General features: G+C 61.3%; 21 protein-coding genes. 11 read left to right on the plus strand and 10 right to left on the minus strand.

Going from position 1 to position 20,533, the window contains the following annotated elements; translation table 11 throughout:
* The first annotated feature begins 201 nt into the window (after positions 1 to 201).
* Positions 202 to 1,407 (plus strand): porin, encoded by a 1,206-nt coding sequence (locus HV773_RS28175; protein WP_175197443.1) that lies wholly within the window; start codon positions 202 to 204, stop codon positions 1,405 to 1,407.
* A 175-nt stretch (positions 1,408 to 1,582) separates the two neighbouring features.
* Here the strand turns inward: HV773_RS28175 and HV773_RS28180 are convergent, their stop codons facing one another.
* The 5 genes from HV773_RS28180 to HV773_RS28200 form a co-directional block, all read right to left on the minus strand.
* Positions 1,583 to 1,948 (minus strand): BON domain-containing protein, encoded by a 366-nt coding sequence (locus HV773_RS28180; protein WP_175197444.1) that lies wholly within the window; start codon positions 1,946 to 1,948, stop codon positions 1,583 to 1,585.
* A gap of 309 nt (positions 1,949 to 2,257) precedes the next feature.
* The gene (locus tag HV773_RS28185; RefSeq protein ID WP_377730676.1) at positions 2,258 to 2,818 is read right to left on the minus strand and encodes an RBBP9/YdeN family alpha/beta hydrolase; all 561 of its coding nucleotides are present in this window, start codon (positions 2,816 to 2,818) and stop codon (positions 2,258 to 2,260) included.
* 21 nt (positions 2,819 to 2,839) lie between these two features.
* A complete protein-coding gene (locus HV773_RS28190; protein ID WP_175197445.1) occupies positions 2,840 to 3,688 on the minus strand; it encodes a TauD/TfdA dioxygenase family protein in 849 nt (282 codons plus the stop codon).
* A gap of 10 nt (positions 3,689 to 3,698) precedes the next feature.
* Positions 3,699 to 4,679: a quinone oxidoreductase family protein gene (locus HV773_RS28195; protein ID WP_175197446.1), complete on the minus strand. Its 981-nt coding sequence runs from the start codon at positions 4,677 to 4,679 to the stop codon at positions 3,699 to 3,701.
* Positions 4,680 to 4,779: 100 nt separating this feature from the next.
* Entirely contained in the window at positions 4,780 to 6,102 is a 1,323-nt protein-coding gene (locus tag HV773_RS28200) for an MFS transporter (protein WP_175197447.1), read from the minus strand.
* A gap of 310 nt (positions 6,103 to 6,412) precedes the next feature.
* Here HV773_RS28200 and HV773_RS28205 point away from each other — a divergent pair, with 310 nt between their 5' ends.
* The gene (locus tag HV773_RS28205; protein ID WP_175197448.1) at positions 6,413 to 7,414 is read left to right on the plus strand and encodes an AraC family transcriptional regulator; all 1,002 of its coding nucleotides are present in this window, start codon (positions 6,413 to 6,415) and stop codon (positions 7,412 to 7,414) included.
* A gap of 205 nt (positions 7,415 to 7,619) precedes the next feature.
* Positions 7,620 to 8,066, plus strand: a complete 447-nt coding sequence (locus tag HV773_RS28210) for a MarR family winged helix-turn-helix transcriptional regulator (RefSeq protein ID WP_175197449.1) — start codon at positions 7,620 to 7,622, stop codon at positions 8,064 to 8,066.
* A 138-nt stretch (positions 8,067 to 8,204) separates the two neighbouring features.
* Here HV773_RS28210 and HV773_RS28215 read toward each other — a convergent pair whose 3' ends face one another.
* On the minus strand, positions 8,205 to 8,636 hold the full coding sequence (locus HV773_RS28215; protein WP_175197450.1) for an H-NS family nucleoid-associated regulatory protein: 432 nt from the start codon (positions 8,634 to 8,636) through the stop codon (positions 8,205 to 8,207).
* A gap of 264 nt (positions 8,637 to 8,900) precedes the next feature.
* Between HV773_RS28215 and HV773_RS28220 the strand changes: the two genes are divergently transcribed.
* The 4 genes from HV773_RS28220 to HV773_RS28235 all read left to right on the plus strand — a co-directional run bounded on the left by HV773_RS28220 (position 8,901) and on the right by HV773_RS28235 (position 12,906).
* Positions 8,901 to 9,287 carry a hypothetical protein gene (locus HV773_RS28220; protein ID WP_175197451.1) on the plus strand — a complete coding sequence of 129 codons (387 nt, stop codon included), beginning with the start codon at positions 8,901 to 8,903 and terminating at the stop codon, positions 9,285 to 9,287.
* A gap of 162 nt (positions 9,288 to 9,449) precedes the next feature.
* A complete protein-coding gene (locus tag HV773_RS28225; protein WP_175197452.1) occupies positions 9,450 to 9,914 on the plus strand; it encodes a MaoC family dehydratase in 465 nt (154 codons plus the stop codon).
* Positions 9,915 to 10,005: 91 nt separating this feature from the next.
* A complete protein-coding gene (gene phaC, locus HV773_RS28230; protein WP_246282446.1) occupies positions 10,006 to 11,625 on the plus strand; it encodes a class I poly(R)-hydroxyalkanoic acid synthase in 1,620 nt (539 codons plus the stop codon).
* 234 nt (positions 11,626 to 11,859) lie between these two features.
* Positions 11,860 to 12,906 (plus strand): methyltransferase, encoded by a 1,047-nt coding sequence (locus HV773_RS28235; protein WP_377730681.1) that lies wholly within the window; start codon positions 11,860 to 11,862, stop codon positions 12,904 to 12,906.
* Between the two features lie 51 nt (positions 12,907 to 12,957).
* Here the strand turns inward: HV773_RS28235 and HV773_RS28240 are convergent, their stop codons facing one another.
* Positions 12,958 to 13,128 carry a hypothetical protein gene (locus tag HV773_RS28240; protein WP_175197454.1) on the minus strand — a complete coding sequence of 57 codons (171 nt, stop codon included), beginning with the start codon at positions 13,126 to 13,128 and terminating at the stop codon, positions 12,958 to 12,960.
* Positions 13,129 to 13,458: 330 nt separating this feature from the next.
* On the opposite strand from HV773_RS28240, the gene HV773_RS28245 reads away from it, so the two are divergent.
* From HV773_RS28245 to HV773_RS28260, 4 genes are all read left to right on the plus strand, one after another.
* Positions 13,459 to 13,983, plus strand: a complete 525-nt coding sequence (locus HV773_RS28245) for an outer membrane beta-barrel protein (RefSeq protein WP_175197455.1) — start codon at positions 13,459 to 13,461, stop codon at positions 13,981 to 13,983.
* A gap of 431 nt (positions 13,984 to 14,414) precedes the next feature.
* Positions 14,415 to 15,827: an NAD(P)/FAD-dependent oxidoreductase gene (locus HV773_RS28250; RefSeq protein ID WP_175197456.1), complete on the plus strand. Its 1,413-nt coding sequence runs from the start codon at positions 14,415 to 14,417 to the stop codon at positions 15,825 to 15,827.
* On the plus strand, positions 15,824 to 16,798 hold the full coding sequence (locus HV773_RS28255) for an alpha/beta fold hydrolase (protein WP_246282440.1): 975 nt from the start codon (positions 15,824 to 15,826) through the stop codon (positions 16,796 to 16,798). The genes HV773_RS28250 and HV773_RS28255 overlap by 4 nt, the downstream gene beginning before the upstream one ends.
* Complete coding sequence (locus HV773_RS28260; RefSeq protein ID WP_175197457.1) at positions 16,791 to 16,967, plus strand: hypothetical protein; 177 nt, start codon at positions 16,791 to 16,793, stop codon at positions 16,965 to 16,967. Before HV773_RS28255 ends, HV773_RS28260 begins: the two co-directional genes overlap by 8 nt.
* Positions 16,968 to 16,993: 26 nt before the next feature.
* On the opposite strand, the gene HV773_RS28265 is transcribed toward HV773_RS28260, so the two are convergent.
* The 3 genes from HV773_RS28265 to HV773_RS28275 form a co-directional block, all read right to left on the minus strand.
* On the minus strand, positions 16,994 to 17,767 hold the full coding sequence (locus HV773_RS28265) for an SDR family NAD(P)-dependent oxidoreductase (RefSeq protein ID WP_175197458.1): 774 nt from the start codon (positions 17,765 to 17,767) through the stop codon (positions 16,994 to 16,996).
* A gap of 170 nt (positions 17,768 to 17,937) precedes the next feature.
* Positions 17,938 to 18,690, minus strand: a complete 753-nt coding sequence (locus HV773_RS28270) for a helix-turn-helix domain-containing protein (protein WP_175197459.1) — start codon at positions 18,688 to 18,690, stop codon at positions 17,938 to 17,940.
* Between the two features lie 222 nt (positions 18,691 to 18,912).
* Positions 18,913 to 20,505, minus strand: a complete 1,593-nt coding sequence (locus HV773_RS28275) for a DUF3138 family protein (RefSeq protein ID WP_175197460.1) — start codon at positions 20,503 to 20,505, stop codon at positions 18,913 to 18,915.
* Positions 20,506 to 20,533: the final 28 nt, after the last annotated feature.

Below are 20,533 nucleotides of genomic sequence, written 5' to 3' on the forward strand. Positions count from 1 at the left end.
AAGCGCGCGCTGAATAGCTCCTGAAGCGTTCCCCACAAGGCTTTCCGGCGTATACCACGTCACGAAATTACGGAAAACCCGCCCACCCACTGATGGGGGGAAGGATTTTTGCGCTCACGCGTATTCTCCTCAATCAGTTGCAATGTCATCTTTTTAGAATGCTGTCGATCGGGGATCGAACATGGTTACGCAGGAGACCACATGAAATTGAGAATTACGTGCGCCGCAGCGCTTTTCGCATTTGCAGGCGCAGCACACGCGCAATCGTCGGTGACGCTTTACGGTGTCGTGGACTCGGGTTTGCTCTACCAGAGCACGTCGGCGTCATACGCGGCAGCACCCTTCCTGCCGAACACCAAAATCAACGGCAACGCAGGTCATGTGGTTCAGCTCAAGGACGGCGGCATTTACTCGAGCATCTTCGGCATGAAGGGCTCGGAAGACCTTGGCGGCGGATACGCAGCCAACTTCAAGCTCCAGGGAGCGTTTAACAGTTCCAACGGCCAGTCGGGGAAGTCGGATACGCCAACTGGAACATCAATGTTCACCCAGGTCACAACCGTCGGTGTGTCGGGCCCGTTCGGCAAGGTCGACTTCGGCCGCCAGTTCGCTCCGATGGCCTACGCGATGGCCGAAACGGACGTGCGCAATGCGCAGTACTTCGGCAGCGTGCTGACCGCCTGGCTGACCATGAACACGATGTCGGGCTGGACCGGAAGCAACACGAACGGCCAGATTGGCGCGCTGTATGACGACAATGCGATCGTCTACAATTCGCCGTCGTTTTACGGTGTGTCCGCTGCACTCGAGTTTGCTCCCGGCGGCGTGGCGGGGCAGGCCCAGGGCGGCACGCGCGAGTCGGCCGTGCTCAAGTATTCGGGCTATGGTCTGAACGCCGATGCCGTCTACTACAACGGACACGACGCCAACCCGTACTCATATGCCGCCGCCGGTAACCCTGCGACTGCCACGACCGGCATCCCGGCGACCGGCCTGAACAACAACCGCTTCGTCTACTTTGGCGCGAAATACACGTGGCACGGTATCTCGGTCTCCGGCTCGTTCAGCAACGGGCGCAATCCGGCCAACTCGAATGGGGTACCGAAGGCATTTGTGGTCTCCGGTGATTTCGACATGTGGACGGGCGGTCTTGGCTACCGCTTTTCCCCGGCGCTCAACTTCACCTCGGGTGTCTACTACCTGAAGGACAACAAGAACAACTCGAACCAGTCGACCGCCTACGCAATCGGCGCTGACTACGGCGTGTCGAAGCGCACGCTGGTTTATGCGCAGGCTGGCTACGTGTCCAACCGCGGCCAGATGAACCAGGAACTCATTTATGGGACGCCTGTAGCCCCGGGCAAAAACACCACGGCCTTCAACATCGGCCTGCGCCATACCTTCTAAGACGTATCCAGCCAACCCGAAGCCGCCGAAAGGCGGCTTTGTCGTTTCTGCTCTGTCGTTTCTGCGCCGCCCACGATCTTGCAGCGCGCATCAACGAGACATCGAACCCGCCCCGCCTCCGTCGCCGATCTGTGTGGCCGCCGGCAGGCTACAGCCTCCGGCGTGCCTTTCATGCTTACATACCGCCCAGGGGCTTCTGGACCGTCAGCTTGTTCGTCACCGAGGTCACGCCTGGAACGCCCTTGGCGATCTCAGCGACTTGCTCGACCTGTGCGGCATCCGTAACCGAGCCATTCAGCGTCACCGCCCCATTCTTGGCGGTGACACCAATGCTGCCGCCGTGGATCTCCTTGTGTTTCGTAATCGCGGTGTACACCGCGCGGCGCAGCTTGGTGTTGCTCTGAGCAACGGGCGCCGCTGTGCTGGACGCCGCCGCCGTAGCGCCAGGCGCGCTGGCTGCGGGTTGGGCCGACGCGTTCAGGGCCACTGCGGCGAGCAGTGTGCAGAGCGCCAGGCTGAGGGTCTTCGTAGTCGTGTTCATTACATACTCCTGTGGTTATTGCTGCTGGGTGAAACGCGGTAATCCTGCTGGTCATCACGCCGACGGGGAGATTCATGCAAGCGCACTACTTTGGCCATGTCGAATCTCCTTTCCTTTACTCCGGCGCAAAAAAGCAATTCGCCTGGGGCAGGAACTGCTCGTCCCTGTCCCAGGCGTCTTTCCCAGATCGGTATTTTTTTGAGTGGCAAAGCGCGCCGCGGCACTCACGCTTATGAGAAATACTGCCGCGGTGGCTTAAAAGAAATAGGATGACAAATCAATTATACAGTTGCAATATCAATAATTTGGTCAGACAAGTTCATTGATCAACGACTCTGCCATGGGCCATTCACCGAAGCCCGCGGCGGGATTCAGGTGACCGACTTCGCCCAGGTCGACGAGTCGGCTGCCCCAGTCCTTCGCCATGGCCTCCACGCGCTCGAAGCGCGCAAGCGGATCATTGCGGCTCGCGCCGACGATGCTCGGGAACGGCAGCGGCTTGCGCGGAATCGGATGCCAGCCGCTCTGGGCGAGCGCATCAAAGGCCGGATAGCCAGCCGGCAGCGGCGTTTCGAGATCGGCCGGCGCGGCGAGCAGCGCGCCGTGAATCTTGCGGCTGTGCCGCTGCGCCCATTGCACCGCGATCATTACGCCAGCGCTGTGCGCGACGAGGATGACGGGACCGTCGATTTTCGCGAGCGCGGCGTCGAGTGCGGCCACGCGCGCCGCGCAACTGAGCTTGTCGTGTTCGAGCGGCGGCACCGAAGCCGCCTTGGGCAACCGCGCTTCCAGCAACGTTTGCCAGTGGTCCGCCACGTGGTCGCGCACCCCCGGGACCATCAGGATGGTCGGCGTGGTATGTGACATCATTTGTTATGGCATCCTGCCCAATCAGTACGGCTTGTCACCCATGATTCCGGCGCGCTCCATCTTGCGGTGGCACGGCGGGTAGTCCATCACGGCATAGTGCTGCGTGCTGCGGTTGTCCCAGATCGCGATGCTGTTGGGCTTCCAGCGCCAGCGCACCTGGTACTCGGGGATATAGGCCTGGCTCACGAGATAGCGCAGCAAATCGCCGGCGCCGGGGTTGGCGTCCTGCCCGAAGCGCACGCGCTCCGGCGTGTGATAGTTCGTGAAGTGCGTCGCGAAAGCGCTCACGAACAGCACTTTCTCGCCGGTCTCCGGATGCGTGCGCACGACCGGGTGTTCCGCGTCCGGGAACTGCGCCTTGAGCGCGAGACGCTTTTCGATCGGCATCGCCGCGCCGAAGCTCGCCTCGATGCTGTGGCGGGCGCGCAGGTCCGCGATCTGCGCCTTCACGTGCTCAGGCAGCTTCTCGTAGGCCAGCACCATGTTCGCCCACATCGTGTCGCCGCCTACGGGCGGGCACTCCACGCAGCGCAAAACCGCACCGAACTGCGGTGCCTCGCGCCAGGTGGCATCCGCATGCCACGCGTTTTCGTACCGGTCGTTGGGCTGGTCCGGGGTCTTGTAGATGCGCACAAGGCCAGCATGCTCCGGGTCGCTGCCGGCTACAGGGTGATCCTCGAGTTCTCCGAAGCGGCGCGCAAACGCCACATGCTCTGCACGCGAGATGTTCTGGTTGCGCAGGAACAGCACGCGGTGCTTGAGCAGCGCCGCGCGAATCTCGGCGAACAGGTCATTGTCCTGAATGGCATCGGCGAGATTCACGCCAGTCAGCTCGGCGCCGATTGCGCAGGTCAGTTGTTCGATTCGCATGTTGCACTCCTCAGATGACGAAGACCGACGAGCCCGTCGTCTTGCGCGATTCAAGATCGCGGTGGGCCTGCACCGCGTCTTCCAGCGCGTAACGCTGGTTCAGTTCGATTTTGATGCGGCCCGCAGCGACATGCCCGAACAGTTCAGCGGCGAGCGCGTCCTTCTCCGCGGGGTCGGCGATATAGTCCGCCAATGCCGGGCGCGTGAGGTAAAGCGACCCCTTCATCGCCAGGATCTGCGGATTGAACGGCGGGATCGGCCCCGACGCCGTACCGACGCACACCATCAAGCCGCGGCGCTTGAGCGAATCGAGCGACGCGTCGAAGGTGTCCTTGCCGACACTGTCGAACACCACGTTCACGCCTGCGCCACTGGTCAGCTCGCGCACGCGCTTGGCCACATCTTCGCGGCTGTAGTAGACGATGTGATCGCAGCCATGCGCGCGCGCCACCTCGCCCTTGGCCTCGTTCGATACCGTGCCGATCACCGTAAGACCCAGCAGCTTCGCCCATTGCGATACGATCAGGCCCACGCCGCCTGCGGCCGCGTGCAGCAGAATCGTGTCGCCGGCCTTGAAGTCATGAATGCGGCGCATCAGGTAAGACGAGGTGAGGCCGCGCATCGTCATGCCGGCAGCCGTTTCGCAGGAGATGGCGTCCGGCAGCTTGATGAGCGGCGCGGCGGGGATCAGGCGCTCGGTGCTGTAGGCGCCGAGCGTGTTGATGAAGCCCGTGTAGGTCACGCGGTCGCCAACGGCGACGTTGGTCACCTCGGGGCCCACGGCCTCGACCACGCCGGCTGCCTCGACACCCATGCCCGCAGGCAGCGGCACGGGATACAGACCGCTGCGGAAGTAGGTGTCGGCGAAATTCAACCCCACTGCCTCGTGGCGCAGGCGGACCTGTCCGGGGCCGGGCTCGCCCACTTCAACGCTCTCGTAGCGCAAGACTTCGGGACTGCCGGTTTCATGGAAGCGCACTGCTTTCGCCATCTCTACTCTCCTATCCTTGACTCAAACTGCAAAACTTTTCATATGTGGCGGGACGGCTCGTCCCGCCCTTGAGGCGCTATTGCCCGATGATTGCTTTCATCTAGCGCGCGGCCTCTTCGCGCAAAGTGTTCACGCGATCGAGATCGACGGCGTAATGGCGCCGTCCGATCAGGAATACGACTGCCGCGACCAGCGGAGCGAATGGCACGAGCTGCAGCGCACCGAGCAAGCCGATGCGATCGGCCACGATGCCGGTCAGCACGGCAGCGGGTGCGAGCCCCAGCAGGTTATTGGCGAGCGTCAGCGTGGCAAACGCCGAGGCGTGGATCGACGACGGCGTGAGGTTCGCCACCATCGCGCCCGAGGGGCCGGCCGCGCCGGCGCAGAAGAACATGCCGGCGCCGATCATGACGAGTTGTGCCGGACCAGCAGGCATGCGCAAGCCAATTCCGAGCAGTACGAAGCAGATCAGGCAGTACGCAACCGCGATGCTCCATTTCCGTTCGACGGCATGCTTGCTGAAGCGATCCGCCAGGTTCCCGCACACCACCATGCCCACGCCCGTCACTAGAACGAATACCGCGGCAGTCACGGCAGCCTTGCCGGTGGCCATGCCGTAGTAGCGGTTCAGGAAGCTCGGCATCCAGCTCCAGATGGCGGCCGGAACCAGCAGATGCACGCCGCTGCCCACATAGGCACACACGACCGAACGCGTGGAAAACAGCCCCTTCATCAGCGCGCGCAAGCTCGTGCGCATACCGATGTCCTGCGCTTGCCTGCCCACGCCTTCCGGCTGCAGCGGCGCGAGCCGCTTTTCGGTAACAACGATACGATAGAGAACGACCAGCACAATCCCCATAATCGCCATCGCGCCAAACGACGCGCGCCAGCCCAGATGCGCCGCAACCGCGCCACCGAGCGCCATGCCCAACACCGAGCCGAACGCGCCGCCCGCCATGAAGGCGCCGGTGATCGTGGAGCGCAGCCGCGCCGGGAAAATGCTCAGGACTACAGCGATCCCGACGCTGCCATAGGCGGCTTCACCGATACCGACAAAGGCGCGTGCGAGGAGCATCTCGCCATAGTTGGTCGAGAGCGCGCAGCCGAGCGTCGCGAGGCTCCACATCGCCGCCATCAGGGCGATGCTCTTCACGCGGCCCCAGCGGTCAGCGAGCACTGAAAGCGGAAAGGTGAGCACGCCCACCATCAGCGCGACCACACTGCTCAGCGAGCCGAGCCGGGTGTCCGAGAGATGCCATGTGGCCTTGAGCAGCGGAAACACGGCATTCAACACCTGCCGCGACATGTAGTCGGAAAGCAGCAACCCGACGGTCAAGGCGAACACGACCCACGCATACTTGCGCACGTCCGTTTGTTTCGCCGAAAAATCGCCCACAGTGGGCTCGGCATGCGTGGTAAGCATCTTTGGTCTCCTTACGTCGCGCTCGTGATCGGGCGCTGTTGTGTGACATGCTGGCCGCCGGAACACTGGCGGCCGATTATCGATAATGGGGGTCCCGGCGTTTCGCGCCGCGGTTGGTCGCATGAATCGCCCGGAACATGACCGATCCGTTGAGGTGGCAAGATACGCCGATCTCGCGATACACTTTTATGATTGGACGCCATCGTTTTAGTGCTTCGTGCCACCAGGCGTTAACACCAATCCGTGCGAAAACGCGGCCGCTGACGAATGACGACGCGCGGCAAGCCAGATGCGTGGAGGAGACACAATCATGGAAACGATGCTGCGCGCGGGCGCAATGAGCGGCTATTTCGACGTCGCGCGGCGGGCTGGGTTGAACCCGGTCGAACTGGCTCAGGAGGTCGGGATCGACGCCGCGGCGCTCGCGAATCCGGACGGGCGCATTTCCGCTACCGCCGCCTGCCGGGTGCTGGAGCTCACGGCCGAAAAGGCATCGTGCCCGACTTTTGGGCTGCGAATGGCCGAAACGCGGCAGAAGTTCGGCACCGGCCTCATCAACGTTCTGCTCGCGCACAAGCGCACGCTGCGCGAAGTGCTGCTCGCCGCGGCCGAATACCGCCATCTGCTGAACGAAGCCCTCGCGATATATGTCGAGGACGCGGGTGAAACGGTGACCATCCGCGAGGAACTGGTCGTCGATCCGGGCATTCCGACGAATCAGGCGATCGAGCTCGCGGTGGGCGCGCTCGCGCGCCACGCCAGCGGCCTGCTCGGCGATCGCTGGAAACCCCGTTCCGTTCATTTCGTTCATCAGGGGCCGGCCGACCTCACGTTTCACCGCCGCTTCTTCGGCTGCCCGCTGGAGTTCGGCAGCGACTTCAACGGCCTCGTATGCGCCGCCGCCGACCTCGACTACCCGAACCCCGCCGCCGACCCCGAGCTGGTGCGCTATGCGGAGAGCCTCGCCGATACGCTCAATGTGGCGGGCGTCGACTCTGCCGCGCTCGAAGTGCGCAAGGCGATCTACCTGCTGCTGCCGCTCGAGCAGGCCACTGCAGAGCGGGTGGCCACGCATCTGCATCTGAGCGTTCGCACCATGCAGCGCCAGCTTGGACTCGCCAATACGAGCTTCACGCGCCTCATCGAGGAAGTGCGCTCCGAGCTGGCTGTGCGCTACATGAATAACCCGCGCTATCCGATCGGGCGGGTCTCCGTCCTGCTTGGCTATTCGCAGCAGGGCTCATTCACAAACTGGTTCAGCGCACGCTTTGGCATGACGCCACGCGACTGGCGCAATAGCCACCTGAAATGACGGCGTGACAATGGCGTTGGCTGCATGACAACCGTTCGGCAACGGCCTTCATCATGGTTGATGATTCAACCCCATGCTTGATGCATCAATCATTCGCACCCCATAGATCGATCGCCCGCACCTGGCCATGCAACGTAACGGCCAGGATGGGGTCCGTGTAAAATATCGCCAGATTGAATGTCAAGTCCACAAACAGAGAGTAGTCATGGCAATCACCGAGGCGCCCGATCAATCCCTGACGTACCGGCTGAAGGCATTAAGCAAGATCGCTGACAGGAAGAGCAGCGAGCTCGCGCGCGACAAGCTTGGCTTGAGCTACCCCGAGGCAACCGTGCTCAGCGTCGTTGGGACATTCGGCCCGCAAACCATCAGGGATATTTCCCGCCGTGGCAATCTCGACAAGGGCCAGGCGAGTCGTACCGTGGAAAGCCTGATCGCCCAGCAAATATTGACGAAGACGAGCAACGATGCCGACGGGAGAAGCGTGCTGATCGGGCTGTCGGCTGGCGGCCGGAAGATTTTCAGGAAAGTCGGTCCGGCGATGGAGAAACGGGACAAGGAGCTCTATAAGGGCATGGAAGAAGAAGAACTCCAGGCATTGCGCTACCTGTTGGACAAGGCGCTCTCCGTCAACGGGTGGGACGCGTCCTGAAAAGACCGCCGCGTCCTGGCGAGCGCCCGGCCGCTAACGGTCGCACGGCGTTCGCCGCGCGCTGCCGCCGCTCTGGCTGCCGTCAATCACCCTGGCGTCCTGTCCGCCAGAACATCCCCTGAAACACATCCGCCATATTCAAAGGTGGCGGCTTTTTTTTGCCTGCGCTGACCGGGTTGCGGCCTTCTTCGCTGGCTGCTTCGCGCCCTTTTCCGCAATCCCAGCGGGGCCGCGCTGCGCATTCCTCTCGGGTTTCTTGCTACGAAAGTCGATGCCTGCTTTCTCGAGGATATCGATAGCCAGTTTGCCTTTGTCCGCGCTTGCGCTCGCGGATGCCACCTCCGCTGCCGCGGTCGAGGCCGTCGCCTTCGGGGCCGCTGCACCGGCCTTCCTGGGCGTAGTGGCGGGCTTGCGGCGACCGACGGGCTTCTCGACTACCGCGCTTGCGCTCAATTCTTCAAGCGTGATGCCAAACTTGGCCATCTCCGCGCGGATTCTCGCAATTGCCTCGGCGCGCTCGCGCTCCAGCGCTCCCTGCGCCTCCTCCTGCAGTTTCTGGATATCGAACACGATCTCATCATACGTGCGCGGCATAGTCCAACTCCTTATTCTTTCGCCTGACCATTATAGGCGGGGCTGGTCCTGAAATTAGGAGGTTTGTCTATGATCTGCGTCCGATCCCTGGAAATTAAGCATTCGTTGGCGGCAGGATGTCGCCAAAATTTTACTTACAATGCAACTATAGTTGATTTGTCATGTAACTGGCAGCGACAGGTTGCCGGCACACAGAAGCCGGTTTCGACCCGGTAGGGACTAACGGCATTGGAGGCAGTAATGTTTGAAAACACAAGTGACACGTATCTCGATCTGGTGGGTTCCCCTACTCGCGTGCATATCCTCGCGCCAACGCAAATACTTTTTTTCAAGGACAGGCTCGGGAACCAGTTCTTGCAGATCAGCCAGCACGGCAAGCCACAAGCCGTATTCCCAGCGACGGACCGCAATATCGAGGTGATTCTGAGCGCGGGCCTGCGCATTCATGAATACCTCATGTTCGACGGTGAAATCGACTATCGAGAAATCGAGGAAAGTCGTGACTATTTCAAAAGCGAAACCCATGGAGGAGCCTTTCCGGCTGCGCCTGACCGCGCACCTGGGTATCGGCATTCGCACATGAGCTCCACACCGCGCCCATCGCAGCCGCGCGAGGCCGTTGCGTAGGCCCGCCCTTGCGGCGTGATACAGGGTTCACGCACATACTGGTGTTAACACCAGGTGTCATGGAATACCAAAACTCTGGCGTCCAATCATAAAAATATGACGCAGGATTCGCGTATTGTGCGTAGCAACGATGAATACCCATCTTTTGCTTAAGGAACCCTTATGAATGAGCTTTCTGGCTACGACTTCGAAGACTTGAAACCCGGTATGGTGGCAAGCTTCGCAAAAACGATCACTGAAGCAGACATCGTCATGTTTGCTGGTGCAACGGGGGACAACAATGCCGTCCATATCGACGAAGAATTTGCGCGAGGCACGCAGTTCGGGGGTCGCATAGCACACGGAATGTTGAGTGCAAGCGTGATCTCAGCAGCGATCGCTGGCCGGCTGCCGGGACCGGGCACGATCTATCTTGGACAGAACCTGCGCTTCAAGGCGCCCGTCAAGCCCGGCGATACGGTACGGGCAACAGTGACGGTCCGCGAACTGATTCCGGGCAAATGCCGCGTTGTTCTGGATACCGTGTGTACGGTGGCAGGAAAAGTGGTCATCGACGGCGAAGCCGTCGTCATGCCAACATCGCTCGGGAAGCGCAGTAGCGCCGAGTTGAGCGTGGTGACGCGATAAATACCCAACGAGAGCGCACATGACTACTCAACCCAATGTGTCGGAGGGCGCCGTTCAGGCGTGGTCCAACACAATGCTGGACTTCCTGAAGATGTTCTCCGGCGTCGCATTTGTTGAAGATGCTCTCCCGAGCCCGCAACTCGACGCGAGCACGCAGTACTTGCAACAACAGTTGACGCTGTGGGCCGCCACGCTAACCCATTCCGTTGGCATGGACACGCCGCCTGCGATCAGCCCTGAGCGGCACGACCGCCGGTTTCAGGCGGACGATTGGTCGAGCAATGCCTGGTACAGTTTTCTCAAGCAGAACTACCTGATCAACGCCCGCCTCCTCGAACAGTATGTCGAGTCAGTATCCCTCGACGACAAGGAAAAGCAAAAGCTGCGCTTCTTCACGCGCCAGTTCATCGATGCTGCCAGCCCGGCAAACTATGGCGTCACGAACCCGGAAGCCCTGCGGACGGCGCTCGAATCCAACTGCGAAAGTCTTTGGGGTGGCATCGCCAACCTGCAAGAGGACTTCGCTCGCAAGTCCATTTCCATAACCGATGAGACCGCTTTCGAAGTGGGCCGCAACGTGGCCGTATCGGAAGGTGCCGTCGTATTCGAGAACGATCTCTTTCAGTTGATCCAGTACGCACCGCTCACCGCGCAAGTCGCGAAGCGGCCATTGCTGATCGTGCCGCCCTGCATCAACAAGTTCTATATTCTCGATCTGCAGCCCGAGAACTCGTTTGTGCGCTTTGCCGTCGAGCAGGGACAGACTGTATTCATCATTTCATGGCGTAATCCCAGCGCCGATCTGGCAAGCACGACCTGGGACGATTATCTGGAATCCGGCGTCATGCAGGCGATCGATGTCACGCTGGCGATTACGGGCGCAGACAAGGTCAACACCGTCGGCTGGTGCGTGGGCGGCACGCTCCTCTCGTCGGCGCTGGCGGTGACGCGTGCGCGCAACGAAGACAAGGTTGCAAGCATGACGCTGCTCACGACGATGCTCGACTTCACCGATCCCGGCGATCTCGGTGTTTTCATCAACGAGCAAATCGTTTCACAGCGAGAGCTGACGATTGGGCGCAGCGGCATCTACCCCGGCCGCGAGCTCGGCTTTACGTTTCAGATGCTGCGCGCCAACGACCTCATCTGGCCTTATGTCGTCAACAATTATCTGAAAGGCAAGACGCCGTCGGCGTTCGACCTTCTTTACTGGAACGCCGACAGCACCAACCTGCCGGGACCGATGTACACGTGGTACCTGCGCAATATGTATCTCGAGAACAATTTGCGCATGCCCGGCAAGCTGAGCATGTGCGGCGTGCCGGTCGATCTGGGCCGCATCGATACGCCCGCCTACGTGCTGGCCACGCAAGACGATCACATCGTGCCGTGGCAATCGGCATGGAGCAGCACCCAACTGCTTGGCGGCGACGTGAACTTCGTCCTCGGGGCTAGCGGTCACATTGCCGGTGTCATCAATCCGGCAACGAAGAACAAGCGCAGTTATTGGGCCGAAGGCGATCTCGACAGCGACGCGGAAGGCTGGCTGGCCTCTGCAGAGGAAATGCCAGGCAGCTGGTGGAATCATTGGGCCGTTTGGCTGGCGAGTCACGCAGGCGGCCGGGTCAAAGCTCGCGCGCGACTTGGGAATCGCACGCACGAGCCGTTCGAGCCGGCACCGGGCCGCTACGTCAAGGTGCGAGCAGACTGAGCAAGGTGGCGCGAGCGCGCGGAGGAATTCGATCGAGGTCGAATCGTTTGTTGTCTGTTGATAGCGCACGCCAGGAAGCGTTGCGAGTACTGCGTGTCCTCCGCTGCAATTGCGCCGCCCCTCAATTCGTTCTGTGCGCTAGCGCACATTTGAATGAAATCTCCACGCCTACCATGCCATCTATCGCTACATCGCGAGTCTGTTTCGGGAGCAATGATGGCAGACACCCCACGTATGGACCCGAAATCGTCTACCCCTGACAACTCGCAGCGGAGCGAGCCGACCCCCGAGCGGCTGCTCGCGTTGGGCATGGGCTTCTGGGCGTCCAAGACCTTGCTTTCCGCGGTCGAACTCGAGGTGTTCACGAACCTCGCAAGCGGTCCTCTGGATGCGGTACACCTGGCCGACGCACTTGGGCTCCATCCGAGGGGCGCCCTGGATTTTTTCGATGCGCTCGTCGCGTTGGCCGTGTTGGAACGTGAAGACGGAATCTATCGGAACACGCCGGAGGCCGCGCTGTTTCTGGACAAATCGAAGTCCAGCTATGTAGGCGGTTTGCTCGAAATGGCCAACTCGCGGCTTTACCCTTTCTGGGGTTCGCTGACCGAGGCGCTTCGCACTGGGCAACCGCAAAACGAGGCAAAGCAAGGCGGCAACCCGTTCGACGCGATCTATCGCGACGAGCAGTCTCTACGCGGCTTTCTCAAGGCGATGAGTGGAGTCAGCCTGGGCGCTGCAAGAGCGATGGCGCAGAAGTTTCCATGGCACGAGTACCGCACGTTCATCGACATCGGCACCGCACAAGGCACGCTGCCTGTGCAGATCGCACTCGCTCATCCGCACCTGACAGGCGGCGGTTTCGACCTGCCGGTCGTGGGCCCGGTATTCGACGAGTACGTGGCATCGAACGGACTGAAGGAGCGGCTGCGTTTCTACGCGGGCGACTTTTTCAGGGATCCCTGTCCGACGGCAGACGTGCTCGTGATGGGGCATATCCTCCACGACTGGGACCTCGAGCAGAAACGCAACCTCATCGCGAAGTGTTACGCGGCGCTGACTCCCGGCGGATGCCTGATCGTCTACGACGCAGTAATCGACGATGAACGCAGGCAGAATGCATTGGGCCTTCTGATGAGTCTGAACATGCTGATCGAAACACCTGGTGGCTTTGACTATACCGGCGCGCAGTGTTGTGAATGGATGAAGGAAGCCGGCTTCACGCAGGTACGTGTCGAACCACTCGCCGGCGCGGAGTCGATGGTGATCGGCATTCGGTCGTGACATCAGGCGCACACGTCACGAAAAGCGCAGCATTGTTACTCGCGCTCGCCACTAACCCTTTTCGTCGGCGTTCAGCGCGTCGATAAGCTCCTCTTCAGCCTGAAGATCAGAGCGAACAATCTGCGCAATAACGGTTCCGCCCTGCGCCACCAACACGGATGGCTCGGTAAAACCCTTCGTCGACCCAATCAACGATTCGGCCTGAGAAGTTGACTTCGACATTCAGTTCAGACCACGCCAACAAATAATCATGCATCGATGGCATCACGACGAGTCTGCCTAACGTATCCGCAGGCGTCAGTCGCAACGTGCCTTTGGGGCGTGGACAACGCCCCATCTACCTTCGAATTGCGGGGATGGCGTCTCGCGCTGCCGTGGTCCAGCCAAGGCTTCGGAAAGCCATATATGTAAGTGGTTCAGCCAACAGACTCGAAAGAGCAATCAACGGACGATGATGCGTGGCCGATGGCGAATGAGGTTGTTACCGCAACGTTCAGGCATGGCGGACGGCCGAGACCATTACGCAGCACGCAATCTTCCGGAGAACAGGTTTTGAAAATCATGCACCTAGCCATTGCGACTTTCGTGTCGGTCGCAACTGCGTACCCCGCTTTTGCGAAGGATGCCATCGACAATGACTGGTATATCGCACCTACGTTCAGCTTCACCATAAACGATAGCAACCGGGCCAAGTCTACAGGCGTCGCGGGAGGAGCGGCATTGGGCAAGGTATTGAACGAGAACTGGAATATTGAACTGGCGGGGCAATACGTTGACTTTGGGGCGGAAGATAACCAGGCCAGCATCGTACTCGACGCGCTGTATTTCCTGAAGCGCAATAAATCCTTTTCCCCTTACGTCACGCTGGGCATCGGCGGCGTGCATGAGGGGCCGCTTCCAAATGACGGCAGGAATCAGGATCTGCTGCTCAGAGGGGGGGTTGGCTTCACCACCAGTCTGAATAAGTACATCGATTTTCGAATGGATGCCCGCTATCAATGGCATGGAAGCACGGGGGGCGCACCGAATCTCGGAGATTGTTTCATCTCCGCCGGCCTGAACATCTACTTCAGGTGACGTGCACGCGGTGCGCTGAACTTCCGGCCACACGTTGCACTCGAGGACGCGCGTCAGCCGTGGCGATGCGCGATCTGTTTGCATACAGCCATTCGTTGTGTGCGCTCGCCTACACTTCTTTTCAAGAATAGCTTGTCGCTTCTCGCACTTCACATATCGTCGTGTGGGATATTGTTCCGAATACCGCCTGGCGTCGCGGGTTGTCGCCGCGCCTGGCAGAGGCACAATTCCCCCATGACCTCGCCCGCTCGCGAAAACTTCGTCGCCCAATGCTCCGCTCGAAGCCATCTACAGTCAGCGCCGGCCGACTGCGTGCTCGCCCCTGCACCGCTGATGCTCGATCCAATCGATCACCGTAGAAACGCGGTGACCGTGTAACGCACCGGGTTCGTTACGACACGGCTTCAAAGTCTCCCATTAAGGAGGGTGACATGGCATCGATCGAGTCCGACTACTTCGTGACAGGAACGGGCGCCACCGCCATGGCATTCGTCGACACGTTGCTCACCGAGTCGCCCGATGCGCAAGTCGTGATGGTGGATCGCCACCACCGTCCCGGCGGCCATTGGAACGACTCCTATCCGTATGTGCGGCTGCATCAACCGTCCGCCTGGTATGGCGTGGCGTCGCGCGAACTGAGCGACTGGTCGCATGAAGCGACAGGCTTCAATGAAGGCATGCTGGGTCTCGCCTCGGGAGCCGAGGTGCTCGCGCATTTCGAGCAGGTGATGAAACAGCGCTTCATTCCTTCTGGCCGCGTGCAGTGGTTTCCGAAATGCGATCACTTCGCGAGTGACGGCCGCACGCACCGCTTCCGCTCGCTGCTGACCGGCGCCGAGCACGAGGTGCGCGCGCGGCGCAAATGGGTGAATGCCACGCATGCGAAGACAGAGGTGCCCTCCACTCACCCGCCCAAATACAGCGTGGCCGAGGGTGTGCGATGCATTCCCTGCAACGAGCTGCCGAAGGTTACGCGGCCTTACTCGTGCTATACCGTCGTCGGCTCCGGCAAGACTGGCATGGATGCGTGCATCTGGCTGATCGAGAACGGTGTCCCGCACGAACGTATCCGCTGGATCATGCCGCGTGACGCCTGGGTGATGGACCGTGCCAACATGCAGCCCGGCCCGAATGGCTGGCGGCGCTATCTCGAGAACGGCGTGGTGCAATTCGATGCGATCCGCGACGCACGTGATGTCCCCGACCTGTTCCGGCGACTCGAAGCGGGCGGCGCGCTGATGCGGATCGACCCTGCGATCGAACCTACGACCTACCGCTGCGCACTCGTTTCGCGCGGCGAGATGGCCCAATTGCGCAAGGTCGGTGAGATCGCGCGGCTGGGCCGCGTGCGCGCAATCGAGCCGTCGCGCATCGTACTGGAGAAGGGTGAACTCACCGCCGATCCCGACACGCTGTATATCGACTGCACGGCCAGCGCGATTCAACCGGTGCCAGACGTGCCGGTGTTCCAGGATGAAGCGATCAACCTCCTGATGGTGCGCTGGTGTCAGCCGGTCTTTTCGGGCAGCGTGATCGCCTGGGTTGAAGCGCACCTGGCGAATCTGCAGGAACAGAACGCAATGTGCACGCCCGTGCCCTCGCCCGAACTGCCGATCGACTACCTGCGCATGTGGCTGCCGACGCTCACCAATGCAGCCCACTGGCAGCAGAATCCCGACCTGAGCGCCTGGCTCAGGCAGTGCCGGCTCAACGGGCAGGTGGTGGTGCTCAAAGGCGTGGCGATGGACGCTGCCGTGCAGGACCTTCTCAAGGCCGTCGGCGCCAAGGCTATGGACGCGGCGCAGCGCATTCCGCAATTGCTGGCAACAGCGGAGGCAGCGTGAGCGCCCCCCGCGAGGTGCAGCTCGAGACGCTGCAGGTCGGCGCCATCCGCATGCGTGTCGCGCTGCAGGGCGATGGGCCGCTCGTGGTGTTTTGCCACGGATTTCCGGAGTCGTGGATATCCTGGCGTGCACAGATGGCTGCGGTCGCGGACGCGGGCTACCGCGCTGCAGCGCCGGACATGCGCGGCTACGGCGGCACCGACGCACCTGCCGACCCAGCGCAGTACACGATGCTGCACCACGCTGGCGACATGGTGGAACTGGTCCGGGTACTCGGCGCGGGAACGGCTGTGATCGTCGGCCACGACTGGGGAGCGCCCGCAGCCTGGAACAGTGCGCTGCTGCGGCCCGATGTGTTCCGTGCCGTCGTCGGCCTGAGCGTACCCTATGTCCCACCCGCGAAGACCGACTTGCTGACAGCACTCGAGCGGCAGGGCGTGACGACCTTCTACATGCAGTACTTCCAGCATGAGGGTGTGGCTGAGGAGGAGCTTCAGGCCGATGTCGCAGCGACCCTGCGCCGCTTGACGTTCAGCATGTCGGGCGACGGCCCGGGCCGCATGGTCGCCGGCATCCTCGCGCCGGGCGCCGGTCTCCTCGATACCACCGTCGACCCCGACGTATTGCCGGCCTGGCTGCTTCAGGACGACCTCGATTATGTCGTCGGGGAGTTCCGACGCACTGGCTTCCGGGGTGGATTGAATTGGTACCGCGCGATCCGCGGGAGCGCGGAACTGCTCGCCCCCTGGTATGGTTGTCCGATTCGTCAGCCATCACTCTTCATCGGCGGCGCGCGCGACGATGTGCTCAGGTTTCCAGGCATGCAGCAGCGCGTCGCTGGGTTGCCGCAAGTGCTGCCGGGGTTGCGCGGTGCTCACGTGCTCGAAGGTGCGGGCCATTGGCTACAGCGCGAGCGCGCTGGGGAAGTGAACCGGTTGCTACTCTCCTTCCTGAGCGAACTCGATGGGTGACCTGCGCAATGATGAAAACTTGCAAAGCGACGGCATACCTGCCGATGCTTGCGAGACAGGCTTTCTTTGTCGCTATGTTGCTCTGCAGCCTGCCGCCGAAGCGACTAAGGTTAGTAGTTACGATCGTCGCTTCGTGACCGAGAACACCGGTTCAATGAAGGTTCTGTAGGTGCCATTGAAGGCTTCAACGGCGCCCTACAGGTCGTATCCGCCGGTTACGCTCAGTTGCTGCCCAGTGACGTAGGCCGCGTTATCGGACGCGAGAAACACTGCCGCGCGGCCGATGTCCTCGGGCTTGCCCCAGCGCTTGAGCGCGAGCATGCGCATCGTCTCATCGATCCACTTCTGGTCGAATTGGCCCTGTGCCAGAAGTTGCGGGAACATGCCGGCCTCGATCACGCCGACCAAAATCGAGTTCGCGCGGACGTTGTAGCGGCCTTCCTCGCGAGCGATACCCTTGACCAGCGATTCATTGGCCGCTTTCGGCGCGACAGACAAGCCATCGCGATCGGGCCAGCGATGATGGCCGCCCGAGCCGAGCGTGACGAAGGAGCCGCCGCCGGAGTCACGAAAGTGCGGCAGGGCTGACTTGACCGCATTGAAGAACCCGATGACCTCGACTTCGATGGCACGACGCCAGTCCTCAGGCGTCATCTCGCTGATGAATCGCTGGTTCACGAAAGGGCCTGCAGCCCAGACCACGGTGTGCACCCGGCCATGCGCCTCCACGGCCGCGTCAAGCACCGCCTTGACCTGGGCGGCATCAGTCACGTCGGCCTGGTGGGTGCTGGCCTTGACGCCCGTATCGCGAATCTGACCCGCGACTCGTTCTGCCACGTCGGCCTTGCTGCGATAGCCAACGGCGACCGGTACGCCCGCACGGGCGAATTCAACGGCCACACCTTGTCCAAGACCACCGCTTCCACCAAAAATCAGGGCGGCGCCATTCGGAAATCCGTTCTTGTTCATCCTTGTCCCTCCAGTCCTCGGAATATCGACGGGTTGTCGTCGAGGTCAAGGTATCAACAAGGGAATCGGCGCGGAACGTTCTGCGCATGGCGATCAAAAAGTATCGCCAAGTGATCCTTTTCGGTGGCACGTTGCGGTACGACGTATTCGGGGGGCGCCACGCGCCCGTCTCACCGGGTCCAGAAGATCCGTGGATCTGTCGGGCGCGCAGTGCAAAGCATGCTGTACCAAGCCGTCTGCCCGGCGGGCAGGGAGCGGTCGTCGGTCGCGAGTTCCCGCATCCGATGCGAAAGCGACGCAATCATTTGGCGCAACTGGTCTATCGATCCGCGTGACAGCTTGACGGTTTCGAGTTCCCAGACCGATTGCGGGTCGTGAAAATCCATCGTTTCAAAATGCCGGCGCATCGTGTCGTCCACGGCGCGTCGCAAGGGACCGCCCGGAATCCATTCCGGATGCCGTACCGTCAGGACGCGCACACGATTGCCAGGAAACAAATCGAGCAAGCGGAGTTTTTCGAGTCGCCGCAAATGAAGGATGAGGCCTGGCTCGTCGAGGTCGAACTCCTGTTGAATCTCCTGTGGTGTCCAGTCATAGCGCAGCAGCAGGAAGATGAATGCGGTAAAAGGAGCATCGGCCAGTCCCTGTTCCTGCTCGATGCTCACCGCGCGAGCCTTCGTATCGCTTCGGCGTGCGGCCAACTCGGCGAGCTCGATGAGCCGGATGCCCGCGATAGAACATACCGACTCGAGCATCTCGACGCTCAGGCCTTGCCCGGTCAAATTGCGCTTGACGGTCGTCTCGCTCACCTTGAGCCGCTCGGCGATATCGCAATAGCGGATGTTGCGGTCCTTCAATACGCTCTTGAGCTCCGCGAGCAGTAGCGCTCGATCGGTGGCTCCGTCGGGGTTGTTCGGATGCATTCTCGGGCGTCCTTCCTGTGACACAGTCGGGTAATCGCAAAGCCGTGCCGGATAACGATGGATCGGCCCTGCGAACGGGTCCGGCAATTCTCCCACGTGCTCCCGTGCGAAGAGCAACAAAAAGCCCGCCCAGAAATGAAAAATGCCGGGCACCAGGCCCGGCAAGAATGATGAATCGCGCCACTGCCCGCCGGATCCCCGGGCGGGCAGCAGCCCCGTGAATCAGAACGAGTAGATAAGCTGCGTACCGAACAGGTCGTTAGACTTGCTATACGAGCCATCACTACGCAGGAAGGTATCCTGCGTCGACCAGTCGTGGCGATACTCGACCTTGACCGTGAGTTGCTGCGTCGGATAGAACAGCAGATCGAGCGCCACGTCCTGACGCACCGCGCCCTTGCATTCGAAGCCATAGCCGCCGTTCGCCTTCGAAGCCGCGAGACAGCTCGCGCCAATGCCGAAGCCGTTATACGGATCCATGCCGTTGCCGTTGAGCACGATGCTGCTCGCCCCGCCGCCGTTCTTCTGGTTGGCGAGCACGTCGTAGCGCGCGGTCACGCCCATGCGGCCAACGTAAGGCAAGCGGAACTTGCGGTTCGCGAGCAGCGAAAGACCATACCATTGCGCCTGCCCGCCGTTATACGCGGCGTGCTGCTGCTGGCCGTAATCGACTTCCGCGTTGTACTGGATATCCGCGGTCGTATAGCTGAGGTCCGCTTCTCCGAAGAAGAACGTGCCGAACGGGCTGGACGCCTGGCCGCCCACACCGTAGACGCCAGGCAAGGTGTTGCCGCTCGCGTCCATGCCCTGCACCAGCGTCTGCCGGCCGACGTTGAACGAACCGCCGATGTCGAGCGCGCTCGACCAGAGATAGTCCACACGCGCCGTGAAGGTCGGCACGCGGTTGCTCGTGGTGATCGGATCGCCCAGCGCATTGGTGCCGGTCTGCATCTGTGCGCCGGAGGTACGGAACTGCTCGTTGCCGAGCATGAACTTCCAGGCCCACTTGCTGCCCTCGCCCATGTAGTTCATCGCGACGCCAACGTAGCTGCCAGGATCGGAGAAGTCGTAAAGCAGCCCGTGCGTGAGCGTCAACATCTGGTTCGACAACTGCAGATCGTAGCCGCCGAAGCTCGACATCAAGCCAGCGGAAACGGACGTCGTCATCGAAAGCGGCACCGTGAAGAATGCCGTGTTCACGATGTTCGAGGTGCTGCTGCCGTGCTCGTTCATCAACTGCGTGATGCCGTTGCCGCGGTTGGGCATCAGCGAGATTTCCGCCGAAGGTGCCAGCGGGCCCACGCCGAAGGTCTTCTTGATGTCGAGATACACGTCGCCGAACGAACTATTGAAATACTGGTAAGTGTTCTCGTGGTTCGCGAACAGGAACGAAGACGTCCCAAGGCCTCGATTGTAGATATAGGACGGGTCGAGATAGCCGGACACCGAAAGGCCCGCGATCGGGCCCGTGGTGGCCGCTTCGGTGAGCGAGTCAACCTTCAGTTGCTGATTGCTGAGTTGCTGTTTCATCTGATCGACTTCGTCGTTGGTCAGATGGGCCTGTGCCTTGCCGTAGTCGGGCGAACTCACGTCCACCTCCGCCGGAGCGGTGGCTACCGCCGCTGTCGTTGCAGTCGCCGCTGTGCCCTTGGCCGTTGGCTTTGCCCCGCCCTGCTGCTCGCGCAATGCCTTCACCTCGCTTTGCAGCGCATGAAGCTGCGCCTGCAACGCCTTGATCTGGTCGCTCGTGGTGTCCGCCATGGCGATACCCGGCAGCGCGCTGGCCACCATGAGGCAGACAAGCTTCTTTCTCATCCTTTGTTCTCCTTAATGGTTCTAATGT

The organism is Paraburkholderia caffeinitolerans, from assembly GCF_902859945.1.
Taxonomy (GTDB): Bacteria; Pseudomonadota; Gammaproteobacteria; order Burkholderiales; family Burkholderiaceae; genus Paraburkholderia; species Paraburkholderia caffeinitolerans.